Source organism: Pseudomonas sp. A-R-19 (genome assembly GCF_019956575.1).
In the GTDB taxonomy this organism is placed as follows: Bacteria; Pseudomonadota; Gammaproteobacteria; order Pseudomonadales; family Pseudomonadaceae; genus Aquipseudomonas.
The window spans coordinates 157573-173185 of sequence record NZ_JAHBDR010000104.1; the positions used below are offsets into that span (position 1 = coordinate 157573).

The 15613-nt window shown below is 62.2% G+C and carries 11 protein-coding genes; all 11 read left to right on the forward strand.

Annotated elements, in window-relative coordinates; translation table 11 throughout:
* The first annotated feature begins 16 nt into the window (after positions 1-16).
* The 11 genes from KGA88_RS28660 (at position 17) to KGA88_RS28710 (ending at position 15556) form a co-directional block, all read left to right on the forward strand.
* Positions 17-3889, forward strand: coding sequence for a type VI secretion protein IcmF/TssM N-terminal domain-containing protein (locus KGA88_RS28660; RefSeq protein WP_223595988.1), 3873 nt, complete (start codon positions 17-19; stop codon positions 3887-3889).
* A 31-nt stretch (positions 3890-3920) separates the two neighbouring features.
* Positions 3921-4847: a type VI secretion system-associated protein TagF gene (gene tagF, locus KGA88_RS28665; protein WP_223595990.1), complete on the forward strand. Its 927-nt coding sequence runs from the start codon at positions 3921-3923 to the stop codon at positions 4845-4847.
* The gene (gene tssM / locus KGA88_RS28670; protein WP_223595992.1) at positions 4844-7318 is read left to right on the forward strand and encodes a type VI secretion system membrane subunit TssM; all 2475 of its coding nucleotides are present in this window, start codon (positions 4844-4846) and stop codon (positions 7316-7318) included. The genes tagF and tssM overlap by 4 nt, the downstream gene beginning before the upstream one ends.
* A gap of 163 nt (positions 7319-7481) precedes the next feature.
* On the forward strand, positions 7482-8000 hold the full coding sequence (locus tag KGA88_RS28675) for an Hcp family type VI secretion system effector (protein WP_110658897.1): 519 nt from the start codon (positions 7482-7484) through the stop codon (positions 7998-8000).
* 94 nt (positions 8001-8094) lie between these two features.
* The gene (gene tssA, locus KGA88_RS28680) at positions 8095-9192 is read left to right on the forward strand and encodes a type VI secretion system protein TssA (protein WP_223595994.1); all 1098 of its coding nucleotides are present in this window, start codon (positions 8095-8097) and stop codon (positions 9190-9192) included.
* A 576-nt stretch (positions 9193-9768) separates the two neighbouring features.
* Positions 9769-10077: a DUF6124 family protein gene (locus tag KGA88_RS28685; RefSeq protein WP_178120766.1), complete on the forward strand. Its 309-nt coding sequence runs from the start codon at positions 9769-9771 to the stop codon at positions 10075-10077.
* Between the two features lie 445 nt (positions 10078-10522).
* Positions 10523-11113 carry an amino acid synthesis family protein gene (locus KGA88_RS28690; RefSeq protein WP_007978708.1) on the forward strand — a complete coding sequence of 197 codons (591 nt, stop codon included), beginning with the start codon at positions 10523-10525 and terminating at the stop codon, positions 11111-11113.
* A 44-nt stretch (positions 11114-11157) separates the two neighbouring features.
* Complete coding sequence (locus tag KGA88_RS28695) at positions 11158-11991, forward strand: alpha/beta fold hydrolase (RefSeq protein WP_160389462.1); 834 nt, start codon at positions 11158-11160, stop codon at positions 11989-11991.
* Positions 11988-13469, forward strand: a complete 1482-nt coding sequence (locus KGA88_RS28700; protein ID WP_223595996.1) for an aldehyde dehydrogenase — start codon at positions 11988-11990, stop codon at positions 13467-13469. Before KGA88_RS28695 ends, KGA88_RS28700 begins: the two co-directional genes overlap by 4 nt.
* A 12-nt stretch (positions 13470-13481) precedes the next feature.
* Positions 13482-13967, forward strand: a complete 486-nt coding sequence (locus tag KGA88_RS28705) for a flavin reductase family protein (RefSeq protein WP_110662724.1) — start codon at positions 13482-13484, stop codon at positions 13965-13967.
* A 137-nt stretch (positions 13968-14104) separates the two neighbouring features.
* On the forward strand, positions 14105-15556 hold the full coding sequence (locus KGA88_RS28710) for an NAD-dependent succinate-semialdehyde dehydrogenase (RefSeq protein WP_223595998.1): 1452 nt from the start codon (positions 14105-14107) through the stop codon (positions 15554-15556).
* Positions 15557-15613 lie beyond the last annotated feature (57 nt).

Below are 15613 nucleotides of genomic sequence, written 5' to 3' on the forward strand. Positions count from 1 at the left end.
ATCGAGTCAGGAAGACATGAAGACATTATTGCGCTCGTTAAAAAGTTTTTGGTTCCTCGTCCCCGTGCTGTGGCTGGCGAGCCTGGCGGTTTGCTGGTTCGTCGCGCCGCACGTGAGCTGGTTGCGCGGTTATGCGCTGGAGGCGATGGCGATCGTCAGCGCCTTCTACCTGCTGATCATTGTGCTGCGCCAGTACAAGCGTATCCGGGCGGAGCACAACCTTGAAAACCTGGTGCAGATCGAAGTCGATCGTTCGCTCAAATCCACCGGTGAGTTCCGCGATCAGCAAGTGCTGCGCGAACGCCTCAAGCACGCCATCGCGATGCTGCGCGCCGACCGTTCGGCGGGCGGCGGCGGTTCTTCGGCGCTTTACGATTTGCCGTGGTACCTGGTGATCGGCATGTCCGCTGCCGGCAAGACCTCATTGCTGACCCGCTCCGGTTTGTCCGCGAGCATTGCCAGCAGCGCCAACGACACACAAAGCGGCACCCAGCATTGCGATTGGTATTTCAGCCCCGAGGCCGTGATGATCGATACGGCCGGCCGTTACTTGCGCGACGACCCGTCGGCCAGTGAATTCGCCGCCTTCCTGCGGCTGCTGAAAAAGCAGCGCAGCAAGGCCGCGGTCAACGGTCTGGTGCTGGTGGTGAGCCTGCCTGAACTGCTGGCGTGCACTGTGGCCCAGCGCAACGAACTGGCCGCGCAACTGGTGTCGCGCATCGAGGAATACAACGATTGCCTGGACGCCAATCCACCGATCTACCTGATGCTGAGCAAGACCGATCAACTGCCGGGCTTCAGCCAGGCGTTTGAAGGCCTGGACCTGAACGAGCGCCAGCAACCGCTGGGCATGACCTTCGGTTTATCCGAAATCCGCAATCAGGGCCTGCGCCCGGTACTGGATGCCAAGCTGGCCAATTTGCACAGCCATATTCGTCGCCACGTCGACGCGCAGATGATTGCCTTGGGCGCCGATGCCAACAGCGCACTGCTGAACTTCCCGAACTATTTCGCCGAGCTTTCACGCGTGCTGGAGCAGTTCCTCCAACACTTCGCCGAGATCCGTCGCAGCGGTGCGCCGCTGCTGCTGCGCGGGCTGTATTTCACCAGCGCACTGCAGACCGACCAGCAACTGAGCCAGGTGTATGAAGACGACCTGGCCGAGTCGTTCGCCCTGCAAGCGGAGCCTGAGCAAGCGGAGCCAAGCAGCGGCAAGAAAATCAGCGACCGCAGCTACTTCATCACCGATACGTTCCGTCGGGTGATCTTCCCGGATCGCGACCTGACCCTTTATCAGTCGCGCCTTGGCAAGAACAACTCCGCCAGCCCTGCCTTGCTGGGCCTGGCGGTGCTGGCCGGGGTTGCGTTCATTGGCTGGCAAGCCCTGTCGTTCCAGAACAACCGTCAGTGGCTGGCCACATTGCGCGAGCAACTGAGCGAACTGCAACAGTCCCCGGACCGTGCCGGGCTGCTCGCCTCGGGCCAGGGCCTGGAGCTGCTGCGCGAGCAACTCTCGGCCATCGAGAAGCACCGTGCCAAAGGCGTACCGCTGCAGCTCGGTGCCGGCCTCTATCGTGGTGACGACATCTACCGCGTCGCGCAGACCGCCTACTTGCAGCAACTGCGCACCCAGGCACTGGAACCGGTCAACCTGCAGCTGCAATTGCAGATGCGCGCCTTCAATGAATTCGCCAAGACCGTGGATGCGCAGAACAGCTTTGCGCCTGCGTCAAACAAGGCCGACCCGGTCAAAGCGCGCGCATCTGGCCAGAAACTGCCGATCCGCTTGAACAACCTGCCGCGCAGCAGCGCTGATGTCGCCAGTCGCCTGACCGGTACCGCCAAGGGTGCCGCCAACAAGGCACGGGGCGAAGCGCTGACGGCACTGCGCAACCCTGCCACCGCAAGCGATGCCGCGGATTTGTCGGCGACCACCGGCGGACTTTCGTTGTCCGAAGAAATGCTCGGCCGGCTGGATGAACGACAAGTCGCGTCCATCATCGAGTCCTATAACGCACTGAAGCTCTACCTGATGCTCACGCAACCGGGCACCCACCCGGACCCTGAGTTCGTCGGCGCGGCGTTGCCGGTGGCCTGGGCCAATACCGCCAGTGCCGACAATCCTGTCAGCACGGCGGTGATCCAGGACAACTCACCGGTCTACGTGCAATTGCTCAAGAACGGCCAGGCACCGGCCTTGTCGCGTAACGAGCAACTGATCAGCGAAACCCGCAACAGCCTGAAGTCGTTCATGATTTCCAGCTCGCTGGTGGACCGTGAATACCTGCGCCTGCAACTGGAATCCAGCCGTCAGTTCCCGGCCGTTGGCTTGAGCGACCTGGTGCCAATGCCCGGCCGTCAGTTGCTGTACGGCACCGAGGCGGTTCCGGCGATTTTCACCCGCCAGGGCTGGGAACAGTTCGTCAAGCCCGAGCTGATCAAGCTGGTGTCGGGCAACCTGCAAAACGAATCGGACTGGGTGCTCGATGGCGAAGGCGGCGACAGCATCGTGCAGAAAGCCAACTTCATCCGCGAGTTCATGACGCGCTACAAGCGCGACTACACCCAGGCCTGGTACACCTTCATCGACAGCGTGGGTGTTCGCCACTTCACCGACATGGCCAACGCGACTCAACAGTTGGCACTGCTCAGCGACGTGCAGAATTCGCCGGTGAAAATCCTCCTCGCGGCGGTCAACGACAACACCCAATGGGATGTCCCTGCCCCCCGCGAAACCCTGCAAGCGGGCATCAAGCCCGATGACGGATTCTGGAGCAGCGTCACTGGGATTTTCGATGGCAAGAACACCTCGCCAGGCGCGCTGATTTCGCCTTTGCCGGCAGTCGACGACGGCAGCCTGGCCAAGCGCTTCGAACCGGTATCGCGAGTGTTTGCGGTGCAGAACGCCGAAGGCGCCGACAGCACGATCATGGATCGCTACCTCGCGGCCTTGCGCAAGCTCAAGGTGCGGATGAACAACATCCAGCGCTCCCAGGACGTTGGCAAGAGCAGCAAGCAGTTGATCAGCGAAACCCTCGAAGGGTTGCCAAGTGAAGTGACCAGCGTGCGCAACTATGTCGAGACCACCGTCGACACCAGCCAGGGCGGCCTTTCCGAATCGTTGCAGGGCCTGTTCAGCCTACCGATCCAGTTTGCCTGGGAAACCCTGCGCGACCCGGCCGGCCAACAGATTGCCAAGGCCTGGGCACAGCAGATTGCCAAGCCCTGGGAGCAGGTCATGGCGCACCGTTACCCGATTGCACCGGGCAGCCGCAATGAAGCTTCGGTCAAGGATCTGCAGCGTTTCGTCGACCCGGAATCCGGGCTGCTGCCGAACTTCAAGCGCAACGAAATCGGCAACCTGTCCGGTGGCGAAGGCCTGGGGATGAGCAGCAATAGCAAGGCAACGCCGCTGGTCAACCCGAACATGGTCAACAGCATCGACAAGGCCAGCTCGTTGGGCCAGGTGATCGCCAGCCTGTCGGACCGCGACAACGGCTTCGAGATCATGCTCGAGCCTTCCGCCAACCTGACCGACATCATCTTCACCCTCGATGGCCAGGTGCAGCACTATCGCAACGGCAAGACCAGCTGGAGCCGCTTCTCGTGGCCCGGCACGACCACCACGCCGGGCGCACGCCTGGATGTGGTGACCCTGACCGGCGAGCGCATCACGGTGTTCGACTACCCGGGCCGCTGGGGTCTGCTGCGCATGAACGACAGCGCACGGGTCAGCGATCTTGACGGCATCCAGCAACGCTTCAGCTGGAACACCAGCAGTGGCCCGGTCAGCCTCGCCGTGCGCAACTACGGCGGCGTCAAGCTGACCGACCTGGCCAACGTCAAGGCATTGAGCGCGCTCAACGCCAAAGAAGGTCAAGCGCTGTGAGCCGTTGCAACTTGAACCGGGAAACCGGCCAATGATCGGCTGCTTCGGCAAGGTGCCCGCGAGCCCGGACTTCGTCAGCCTGCAAGGTGTGGGCGACGACGTCTGCGAGTTCGACGGCTGGCTGCAAGGGGCGCTCGCCGCTCTGCAGCATCGCGAAGACTGGCGCGAGCTGTTCGACGGGTTGCCGCTGTGTTTTTTCAGCTACCGCGCACGCAGCGGCAACTGGTTGCTGGGCGGGCTGATCAGCTCGAGGGATTCGAGTGGACGACGCTATCCGTTCTTCATTTTCCAGACCCTCAAGGCCAGCGAAGCCGAGCCTCTGGTCAATCCGTTCACCCTCGGCGAACTGTTCAGCGGGCAGATCCGGCCGTTGCTGCACATGGCCGTCCAGGGTGAAAGCACTTCGGTGCTGTTCGAACGCATCAAGGCCCTGCGCCCGCTGCAAGGACAGGACTTCGAGTTGTTCCGGCGCGTGCATGACAAGTTCCTGGTGAACTTCAACCTGCGCGATATCGCTTGCGCGCTCCAGGGCACCTACCCGGAGTTCGTCACCAATGCCGTACTGACGCGCCTTCAGGCACTCAAAAGGCATCTGGATCACGCAACGCCGATCGGCATCGCCCTGCCCTTGCCGGCGGAAAGAGGCTTGAAAAACCCGACCGCAGACTTGTGGGTCACCTGGCTGACACACATGACCCCGGAGCGCGCCGTGCCGCAGATCAGCCTGCTGGCGGACGACTTCATGCGTCCCCGGCTGATCTGCTTTGCCTCACGCAATACCAGCGCTGCCTATCGCCTGCTGACCGGCATCCATGAACGCTCGCAGAGCTATGACGTGCTGGCGTCCTTCGATGCCTTCGACGAGCACCACCGCAACCACGCCTTTCCCGAAATAGACCGCCCACTGGGTGACGTTATCGACCGTTTTGTCGATGCCCTGGATTCGAAGTCCGTATGAACAAGATCAAGTATTACTTCTTGCGCTATCAGCCCTACATTCTCGGGGTGTGCTTTTTCCTCACGATCTTCGTGGTGTGGGGCATCGGCCGCGCGTTCGACTTCAGTTCGCTCAACAGCCTGTTGACCGGCATTGGCGTGTTCCTCGGCCTGTCCGCCGGTTATGTACTGCTGCTTTATCGGGGCGTGTCCCGGCATCACAACCTCGAAGGACTGTTGCGCGAGGATGCCGACCAGGCCGTGCTGAACGCGAGCCCGGCGGATCGCGAGGAAGTCAGCCTGTTGCGCGAGCGGCTGTTGCAGAGCATCGAACGCTTGCACAGCAACAAGCCACGGGGCAGCAATCCCAAGGATGCGCTGTACGCCCTGCCCTGGTACCTGGTGGTCGGTCAGCCCGCGGCAGGCAAGAGCACCATGCTCTATCAGTCGGGTCTCAATTTCCCCTATGCCGAGCGCGAAGGCGTGCGGGTCGCCGGTCTCGGTGGCACGCGCAATTGCGACTGGTTCTTCAGTTCCGAGGCCGTGCTGCTGGACACAGCCGGCCGCTACATGAACAACCAGGAAGAGGCCGGCAAGTGGCGCGCGTTCCTCCAGCTGCTGCGCCAGCATCGCCAGCGCCGGCCACTCAACGGCCTGATCGTCACCGTCAGCATCCACGACATCCTGCAAACCTCGCTCGACGATCAGGAGCGCATCGCCAAGCGCCTGCGCGAGCGCATCCAGGAAACCCATGCCCTGCTGGAAGTGCGCCTGCCGGTGTACCTGGTGTTCACCAAGTGCGACCTGGTGCCGGGTTTCGCGCCTTTCTATCGGCAACTGGACGAAACCGCCCGTGGCGAAGTCATGGGCAAGACCTTCTCCCACAAAGGCTATGAGCAGGCCGATTGGGGGCAGCGCTTTGGCGTTGCGATGGACGAGCTGGTCAGCTACTGGCAACAGGTGGCGAGCCAGCAGCTGGTCTCGCAAGACATCCAGATCACCCGTCAGGATTCGGCGGTGTATCGGTTCCCGCTGGAGCTGGCGGCCCTCAAGCCACGGCTGCAACTGTTCGTCGATGCCCTGTTGCGCGCCAACCCTTATCAAAGTGCCGAACTGCTGCGCGGCTTCTATTTCACCAGTGCCCTCGATGCCGACCAGCCGGAACTGGGCGGGCACGCACGCCAGGTGACAGAGCGATTCTCGCTGGAAGGTGACCGGGAGATCGCCAACGGCAACGCGCAACCGCGCCCGTTGTTCATCAACAGCCTGTTCCGCAAAGTGATCATTCCCGACCAGCACCTGGTGGCGCTGTACACCACCAACCACCGCGAGCGTCGGCGCCGGGCGGCCTGGATCGGCGGTGCCGCAGTGGTCGCGGTGCTGCTGTGCAGCTTGTTGGGCTGGTCGTATGTGAACAACAGGAACACCCTGCAGGGCATCTCGGCAGAACTGACTCAGGCGACGGCCGATGACCGCTCCGCCACCGGGCAATACACCGCTTGGCAAACCCTCGATCGCCTGCGCTTCTGGACCGCGGATTACTACGCGCGGCATCACGACCAAGGCGTACCGTTGCGCATGCGCCTCGGGCTTTATCAGGGCCACAAGGTAGAACCACTGGTGCGCAGCCGCTATTTCGACCGCCTGGAAAGCGTGATGCTCAAGCCCACGGCCGACAACCTGACCCGGTCGTTGTACTTGCTGACCACCCTCAAGGTCTATCAGCGCAATGCCAAGGACCTGATGCCGGTGACCGGCGTGGACAGCGTCGAACCCAAGGCCCTGCCGAACGACAACCGGGCGCAGTCCATCGCCGCGTTCGGCAAGGCGACGCTGGACACCTACGTCATGCTGTCGCGTGCCCAGCGGGAAAAGGCCGACCCTGCGTTCCTCAAGGCGAAAATCCCGGACTACTGGTACCCGGCGATTGCCCGCCAGGTCGGCAACGCCAGTGTCGCCGCCTCGGACTATGAGTTCGCCAGCCGCCAGATCAATTTCTACAGCGACCAGATTCACCAGCCGGACGTGCCGCGGATCCTCGACAACGCGTTCCTGATCTCCAGCTCGCGCAACTACATCAACAGCCTGCTGACCCAGTCGTTGCGCTCGATCGAAACCATCACGCTGGAGTCGGACACCCTGTTCGCTTTCGCCCGTGCGGACTTCCAGAGCCTGAAGACTGAAGGCCAAAGCCAGCTCAGCGCGATCGCCGGCAAGCTGCTCAGCACCCCCAACATCGGAAAAATCATCATCGCCGGCCACGCCGATCAACTGGGCGATCCACAGGGCAACCTGCAGGTTTCGAAACAGCGGGCGCAAACCATCAAGACCTACCTGGTGGGCAAAGGCGTACCCGGCGAGCTGGTGGAAGCCGTCGGCGAAGGCAGCAACAAGCCCTTGGTCAAGTGCGACATGCAGCAACCAAGAGCGCAGCTGATCCACTGCCTGGAGCCTAACCGGCGGGTAGAAATCGAAGTGCGGGCACTCAACTGAGCATGCGCGCCCTGTGAAGAAATACCGGCATCCGGGTCATCTCAACGAGAGGCCCGGGCTGGCATAAGACACCTCTGTTGATCGTTTCAAAGAGGTTAGAACGAAGGGCTGGAACCTGCTCGCAGGTGACATCCCTTTAAATGAAGGTAAGGAGAAAATAGAAATGGCATTTGACGCATACATCCAGATCGAAGGTATTCCAGGTGAAGTGCTGGACGACAAACACAAGGATTGGATCGAAGTGCTGGGCTACGAGTATGGCGCCACCCAAGCGACCTCCGCGACGGCCAGCTCGTCGGGCGGTGCTTCGTCGGAACGTGTAGCGTTGAGCGACTTCCGCATCCGCAAAGCCGTGGACAAGGCTTCGGCCAAGCTGTTCGAACACTGCTGCAATGGCAAGCACATTGCCAAGATCCAGCTGAACGTGAACCGCGCCGGTGGCGACAAGGTCACCTACCTGACCATCAACCTGGAAGAAGTCGTGGTGTCGTCCGTGAAAGCGATCGCTGGCGGTAACCAGAACGGCGAAGACAAAGCGGTTGGCGATCTGCCGATCGAAGAAATCAGCTTCAACTTCGCTCGCATCAAGACCACCTACACCCAGCAGAGCCGTGCCGATGGCCAGGGCGGCGGCAACGTCACCGGTGGTTGGGATCGCACCGCGAACAAGGTTTTCGCATAACACCGTGGTAATGACGGGCCGCACACGCGGCTCGTTTTCAGCACTGCGCCTGCCAGGCGGGCGCGGTGTTCTTTTAGTCTGATCAGAGTTTCCCATGTCTGAATTTCTCAACGACCTTTCGCTGGCCGAACTGACCGCGCCCATCAATGAGGGGAGCGGCGAAGACCTGAGCTTTTCCACCTTGTTCGATCAGGTGAAAGAAGCACGGCGAGCAGACCCCGATTACCTGACCCAGGGTGACTGGCAAACCGATCTGAAGTCCTCCGACTGGGATCTGACCCTCACCCTGGCTGCCCAGGGCCTGGCTCGACAGAGCAAGGACCTGATGCTCGTCGCCTGGCTCAGCGAAGCCCTGGCGCACAAGTACCATTTCACCGGTATCACCTTCGGCCTGACCCTGGCCGAACGCCTGCTGGATAATTTCTGGGCCGGCCTCTTCCCTTCCCTCGAGGACGGCGTCGATGAACGCGCTGCCCGTCTGGCGTGGATGAAAACGACCCTGGCGGATGTCGTGGGCGGATTGCCCATCACCCAGGGCCAGCAGTACGGCCTGCTGCGTTACGACGAATCCCGGCACGTCGAAAACCTCGGTTTGCAGAACCCCCAGGCCATGCGCGCCGCCCTCGACGAAGGCAAGATCAACGCCGAGGTGTTCCAGCGTTCGGTGGTGCTGACCGACTCCGACCACCTGCGCCTCAAGGCCGGCGAAATAGCCGCCAGCCTCAACGCGTGCCAGCGGCTGCAGAACACCGCTGACAGGCTGTTCGGTCATGACGCGCCAAGCTTCGCCGGGCTCAATGACGTATTGTCCCGCGCGGGGCAGCTGGCCGAGAAACTGCTCAAGGATCGGGGCATCGAACTGCACCCGGCCTCTGTCGCTCCCACCCCGAGCGTCGCCGAAAGCGCTGGCGCACAACCTGCAGGTGCCGCAATGACCCAGACCCGGCAAGACATTCCAGCCGCGCCGCTGCGCACCACGCCGCAGACCCGCGACGAGGCATTCACCCTGCTCGCGGGCATCGCGCAATTCTTCAAGCAGACCGAACCCCAGAGCCCCGTGCCCTACCTGATCGAACGCGCGATCAAATGGGGCAACATGCCGCTCGAGGGTTGGCTGAATGATGTGATCAAGGACAGCAATGTGGTGGACAACATTCGTGATGTGCTGGGGACGAAGGACGCGAAGTCCTGATGGCCATCAGGTAACGCCATCCCCTTCCTTCTAGCCCACCCTGAAAGATCAATAGATAACCTGTGGCGAGGGAGCTTGTCGGATCGCCGCACCGGCCCGCTGGGGCGCGAAGCGGCCCCCCCCCAAAAAAAAAGGTTCATCACGGATTACCGGGAAACTGTAGGAGCCGGCTTGCCGGCGATGGACACAAGTGCAGCGCGTTTATCCAGTTCACACACGTTATCGTTGACGACCATCGCGAGCAGGCTCGCACAGAAGAGCACTACATAGTCCTCCCCGGGCGACCAGCAAGTGCTCGTGAAGCAACTCTTTGAGTAATCGAGTTGCACTTCAAAACCCATCTCGCTAACCTTCGTCCCGTCGCTGCCAATTCAGCGAACGGGTGTGGTAGCCCGGTTTCTTCATAGACCCAGAACGCCTCAGGGCGTTTTTTTGTGCTGGCTGCTTTGTGGCGGCTGTGCATGGGAGGCTTCGGCCTGCCGGGTTCCTATGACCGGTCTACCACCCTGTGTACAGCCGTCTCCCTATTTTGCGTGGTAGCGGATGGGGAGAGGCTCACTTCATAGGAGCTTCACAATGATAAAACCAACTCCGAATCCCCCTGAAACGGACGGTCAGATCGACTCCGATTCCGAACACTCATCCCGCAAGCCTGCAGCGGCCACGCGACGTCCAAGCCCAATCTTCACCATCGCCCCCAACGTCAACAATGAAACCCTTCTGGTTCACGCCTGTGAAACCCTTGCTTCAGCCAGTGTCATGGCCAGTGAACTGGCGTTTATCCTTTCTGGCCCAAAATGCAATTTGGCGCTGGGGATTCAACAGATGATTGCCTTGGCAGAGTTGTCGGTGAACCGAGTGCTGGATCAGGTAGATCCGCAGTAGCGGGCGAGGGCATTTTTGGGTTCTTCACGCAATCCCGGAAAGGCAGATAACGCAACACCTGTAGGAGCTGGCTTGTCGGGTCGCCGCATCGTGGCGATGGACTCAAGTGCAGTGCGTTTATCCAGTTTTCACGCGTTATCGTTAACGACCATCGCCAGCAAGCCGGCTCCTACAGTTCCCCGGGATTCCGTGAAGAACCAAAAAAAAGGACTGCTGCGCAGTCCAACGGGAGCAAGCTCCCTCGCCACAGATATAGCGTTCGTCCCTTCCTCAACAACATATCCCCCCGCCCGGCGTAATCCTGTGCCCGCCGTTTGTCCGCTGCTGCCCGCTGCGCGAACTTTTACCTGCCATCCAGCCAGAAACTCCGTTGGGGGACTTGCGTCATCGGTATTATGGTATACCATCAGACGCACAGACACCCAAAACCTCTACGGAGCAGCTCATGAGTTTCGAAATCCGCAAGATCGTCAGCTATGTCGAAGAAACCTTTATTGAAGGCGGCAAAGCCACCGATAAGCCCGTGACCATGGTCGGTCTGGCCGTGGTGATGAAAAACCCCTGGCTGGGCAACGGTTTCGTCGAAGACCTGAAACCACAGATCCGCGCCAACTGCTCCGACCTCGGCGCACTGATGGTCGAGCGCCTGGTGGGCATCATTGGCGGCGCCGAGAAGATCGAGGCATACGGCAAGGCTGCGGTGGTCGGCGCTGACGGCGAAATCGAGCACGCTTCGGCGGTGATCCACACCCTGCGCTTCGGCAACCATTACCGCGAAGCGGTCAAGGCCAAGAGCTACCTGAGCTTCACCAACAAGCGCGGCGGCCCGGGCACTTCGATCCAGATCCCGATGATGCACAAGGACGACGAAGGCCTGCGCTCGCACTACATCACCCTGGAAATGCAGATCGAAGACGCACCGCGTGCCGACGAAATCGTCGTGGTCCTGGGATGCGCCGACGGTGGCCGCCTGCACCCGCGCATCGGCAACCGCTACATCGACCTGGAAGAACTGGCTGCCGAAAAAGCCCAGTAACCGCCCAGCAGAACGACAACAAGAAGGCATTGCAGGAGCGCTCCATGATTCGGCTCACCGCTGAACTCACCCCGGCTGGCACCAGTTACCTGGCGACCGGCCAAGGCCAGCCCGTGGTCTTGATCCACGGCGTGGGCCTGAACAAAGAAATGTGGGGCGGCCAGATCGTCGGCCTGGCCACGAACTACCGCGTCATCGCCTACGACATGCTCGGCCATGGCGCCAGTCCGCGTCCGGAGAGCGGCACGCCGCTGCTCGGTTATGCCGACCAGTTGCTGGAGCTGCTCGACCACCTGCAATTGCCCAAGGCAACGGTGATCGGCTTTTCCATGGGCGGGCTGGTGGCGCGGGCGTTTGCCCTGCACTACCCGCAACGCCTGGAAGGCTTGGTGGTGCTCAACAGCGTGTTCAACCGTAGCGCCGAACAGCGCGCCGGGGTCATCGCCCGCACCAGCCAGGCCGCCGAACACGGGCCGGACGCCAATGCCGAAGCGGCGCTGTCGCGCTGGTTCAGCCGTGAATACCAGGCCGCGAACCCGGCGCAGATCGCCGCGATTCGCCAGACCCTGGCCGGCAATGACCCGCAGGGTTACCTGACCACTTACGAACTGTTCGCCACCCAGGATATGTACCGCGCCGATGACCTGGCCAGTATCCGGGTGCCGACGCTGATCGCCACCGGCGAACTGGACCCGGGCTCGACCCCGGAAATGGCCCGGCAGCTGGCCGAGCGCATTCCCGGCGCGACCGTTGCCGTGCTCGCCGAGCAACGGCATATGATGCCCGTAGAATCGCCACGCCTGGTCAACCAGCTGTTGCTGGAGTTTCTGCAGGCCGCGCACTCCCAACAAAACCAGATCAAGGGGATCGTTGCATGACACTCGCACGCTTCCAGATGTGCATCGGCGGTGAATGGGTCGATGCCCTGTCCGGCAAGACCTTCGAAAGCCTCAATCCGGCGCTGGCCGAGCCTTGGGCCGAACTGCCCGATGCCGACGAAGCCGATGTCGAGCGCGCCGTACAAGCCGCGCAAACCGCTTTCGACAGCCCGGCCTGGCGCGGACTGACCGCCACCGCTCGCGGCAAGTTGCTGCGACGTCTGGGCGACCTGATCGCCGAAAACAAGGAACAACTGGCGCAGCTGGAAAGCCGCGACAACGGCAAGCTGATCCGCGAAACCCGTGGCCAGGTCGGCTATCTGCCGGAGTTCTTCCATTACACCGCAGGCCTGGCGGACAAGCTCGAAGGCGGCACCCTGCCGCTGGACAAGCCGGACCTGTTTGCCTACACCGTGCACGAAGCCATGGGCGTGGTGGCCGCGATCATTCCGTGGAACAGCCCGCTGTACCTGACCGCGATCAAACTCGCCCCGGCGCTTGCGGCTGGCAACACCATCGTGATCAAGCCGTCGGAACACGCCTCGGCGACCATCCTCGAACTGGCGCGCCTGGCGCTGGAAGCCGGGATTCCGCCGGGGGTGGTCAACGTCGTCACCGGTTACGGCCCGAGTACTGGCGCGGCCCTCACCCGCCATCCGCTGATCCGCAAGATCGCCTTCACCGGCGGCGCGGCGACAGCGCGGCATGTGGTGCGCAGCAGTGCGGAGAACTTCGCCAAGCTGTCGCTGGAACTGGGCGGCAAATCGCCGAACATCATCTTCGCCGACGCCGACCTCGACAGCGCGATCAACGGCGCCATCGCCGGGATCTACGCCGCCTCCGGGCAGAGCTGCGTGTCCGGTTCGCGCTTGTTGGTGCAGGACGAGATCTACGATGAGTTCGTCGGCCGTTTGGTGGAACGCGCCCTGCGCATCCGCATCGGCAACCCGCAGGACGACAGCAGCGAAATGGGCCCGATGGCCACCGCGCAGCAACTGGCCGTGGTCGAAGGTCTGGTCGCCGATGCCATCGCTGAAGGTGCGCGTTTGCGTCTGGGCGGCAAGCGTCCGACCAATCTGGGCGACGGCTGGTTCTACGAGCCGACGCTGTTCGAGTGCGACCGCAATTCGATGAAGATCATGCAGGAAGAAGTCTTTGGCCCGGTGGCCTCGGTCATCCGTTTCAAGGACGAAGCCGAAGCCCTGGCGATCGCCAACGACTCGCAGTTCGGCCTCGCCGCCGGCATCTGGACCCGCGACCTCGGCCGCGCCCATCGCCTGGCCCGGGACGTGCGTTCGGGGATCATCTGGGTCAACACCTATCGCGCGGTCTCGGCCATGGCGCCGATCGGCGGCTTCAAGAACAGCGGCTATGGACGCGAAAGCGGCATCGATTCGGTGCTGGCCTACACCGAGCTGAAAACGGTGTGGATCAACCTGTCCCAGGCACCGATGCCTGATCCCTTCGTGATGCGCTAGGAGTCCTGGAAAATGATCGAACCCGGCATTTACAAAGACGTGATGAGCTCGTTCCCGTCCGGGGTCACGGTGGTCACCACCCTCGACCCGGATGGCGGCATCGTCGGCATCACCGCCAGTGCCTTCAGTGCGCTGTCGATTGACCCGGCACTGGTGCTGTTCTGCCCCAACTACGGCTCCGACACCTACCCGGTGCTGCGCGACAGCAAGCAGTTCGCGATTCACCTGCTGTCCGCCGAGCAGACCGCCGAAGCCTATGCCTTCGCCGGCAAAGGCAAGGACAAGGCCAAAGGCATCGAGTGGCATTTGAGCGATCTGGGTAACCCGATCCTCGCCAAGGCCACGGCGATCATCGAGTGCGAACTGTGGCGCGAATACGACGGTGGTGATCACGCGATCATCGTCGGCGCGGTGAAGAACCTGATCCTGCCCGCGCAACCGGTCACGCCGATGATCTACCACAAAGGCAAGCTGGGACCGCTGCCTACCCTGGCCTGATGGATCTACACAATCCCCTTGTGGGAGCGGGCTTGCTCGCGAAGGCGGAGTGTCAGTTGACATCAATATTGACTGACCCACCGCTTTCGCGAGCAAGCCCGCTCCCACTGGGTCCACCACATTACTCAGGAGCCGGCATGAGCCCAGCAGCCTCGTTACTGTTCCGCCAGCAGGCCTACATCAATGGCCAATGGCTGGACGCGCCGGATGGCGCCTGTCAGGACATCTTCAACCCGGCCACTGGTGAACTCATCGGCCGCGTGCCGAACCTCGGCGCCGAGCACGCACGCCTGGCCATCGATGCCGCCAACAAGGCCTGGCCGGCCTGGCGCGCACTGACCGCCAAGGAGCGCAGCAATACCCTCAAGCGCTGGCATGCCCTGATGCTGGAAAACGCCGACGCCCTGGCACAGATCCTCACCCTCGAACAAGGCAAGCCACTGGCCGAAGCCAAGGGCGAAATCCTCTACGCCGCGAGCTTCATCGAGTGGTTCGCCGAAGAGGCCAAGCGCATCTACGGCGACACCATTCCCAGCCACAAGGGCGATGCGCGCATCGTCGTCAGCAAGGAGCCGATTGGCGTCGTCGCGGCCATCACGCCGTGGAACTTCCCGGCGGCGATGATTACTCGCAAGGCCGGCCCGGCGCTGGCCGCCGGTTGCCCGTGCATCGTCAAACCGGCCCCGGAAACGCCGTTCTCGGCGCTGGCCATGGCGGCATTGGCGGAACAGGCCGGGATTCCCGCTGGCATCTTCAACGTGATCACGGGTGACGCCATCGCCATCGGCGCCGAGCTGACGTCCAACCCGCAGGTGCGCAAACTGTCGTTCACCGGCTCCACCGCCATCGGCAAACTGCTGATGGCCCAGTGCGCACCGACCCTGAAAAAAGTCTCGCTGGAACTGGGCGGCAACGCGCCGTTCATTGTCTTCGACGATGCCGATCTGGAGCGTGCCATCGATGGCGCGCTGATCGCCAAATTCCGCAACGCCGGACAAACCTGCGTCTGCGTCAATCGCTTCCTGGTGCAGGACGGCATCCACGACGCCTTTGTCACTCGATTGGCCGAACGGGTATCGCAGCTCAAGGTCGGCAGCGGTTTCGATGATGGCGTCACCCAAGGACCGCTGATCAACGAGCGCGCCGTGGCCAAGGTCGAAGACCACGTGCAAGACGCCCTCGCCCACGGCGCCCGGCTGCTGTGCGGCGGTGAACGCCATGCACTGGGCAACGGTTTCTTCCAGCCGACCGTGCTCACAGGCGTCACCACGCAGATGAAAGTCGCCCGGGATGAAACCTTCGGTCCGTTGGCAGCGGTGTTCCGCTTCGACAGCGAAGCCCAGGCCGTCGAGATGGCCAACGACACGGAGTTCGGCCTCGCCGCCTACTGCTACACCCGCGACCTGGGCCGCGCCTGGCGCATGAGCGAGGCGCTGGAGTACGGCATGGTCGGGATCAACGAAGGGTTGATTTCCACCGAAGTCGCGCCGTTTGGCGGGATCAAGTCCTCGGGGCTGGGCCGTGAAGGGTCGAAGTACGGCATCGAGGATTACCTTGAACTCAAATACACCTTGATGGGCGGCCTCTGAATCGCGGGTTCACCCTGTAGGAGCCGGCTTGCTGGCGAAGGCGTCGGCAAGTACGCC

Bases quoted from the DNA above. Each gene is read 5' to 3' on its own strand.
- KGA88_RS28695 (WP_160389462.1), top strand. From the start codon at position 11,158: ATGATTCGGCTCACCGCTGAACTCACCCCGGCTGGCACCAGTTACCTG.
- KGA88_RS28690 (WP_007978708.1), top strand. From the start codon at position 10,523: ATGAGTTTCGAAATCCGCAAGATCGTCAGCTATGTCGAAGAAACCTTT.
- KGA88_RS28660 (WP_223595988.1), top strand. From the start codon at position 17: ATGAAGACATTATTGCGCTCGTTAAAAAGTTTTTGGTTCCTCGTCCCC.
- tagF (WP_223595990.1), top strand. From the start codon at position 3,921: ATGATCGGCTGCTTCGGCAAGGTGCCCGCGAGCCCGGACTTCGTCAGC.
- tssA (WP_223595994.1), top strand. From the start codon at position 8,095: ATGTCTGAATTTCTCAACGACCTTTCGCTGGCCGAACTGACCGCGCCC.
- KGA88_RS28675 (WP_110658897.1), top strand. From the start codon at position 7,482: ATGGCATTTGACGCATACATCCAGATCGAAGGTATTCCAGGTGAAGTG.
- KGA88_RS28705 (WP_110662724.1), top strand. From the start codon at position 13,482: ATGATCGAACCCGGCATTTACAAAGACGTGATGAGCTCGTTCCCGTCC.
- KGA88_RS28710 (WP_223595998.1), top strand. From the start codon at position 14,105: ATGAGCCCAGCAGCCTCGTTACTGTTCCGCCAGCAGGCCTACATCAAT.
- KGA88_RS28700 (WP_223595996.1), top strand. From the start codon at position 11,988: ATGACACTCGCACGCTTCCAGATGTGCATCGGCGGTGAATGGGTCGAT.
- tssM (WP_223595992.1), top strand. From the start codon at position 4,844: ATGAACAAGATCAAGTATTACTTCTTGCGCTATCAGCCCTACATTCTC.
- KGA88_RS28685 (WP_178120766.1), top strand. From the start codon at position 9,769: ATGATAAAACCAACTCCGAATCCCCCTGAAACGGACGGTCAGATCGAC.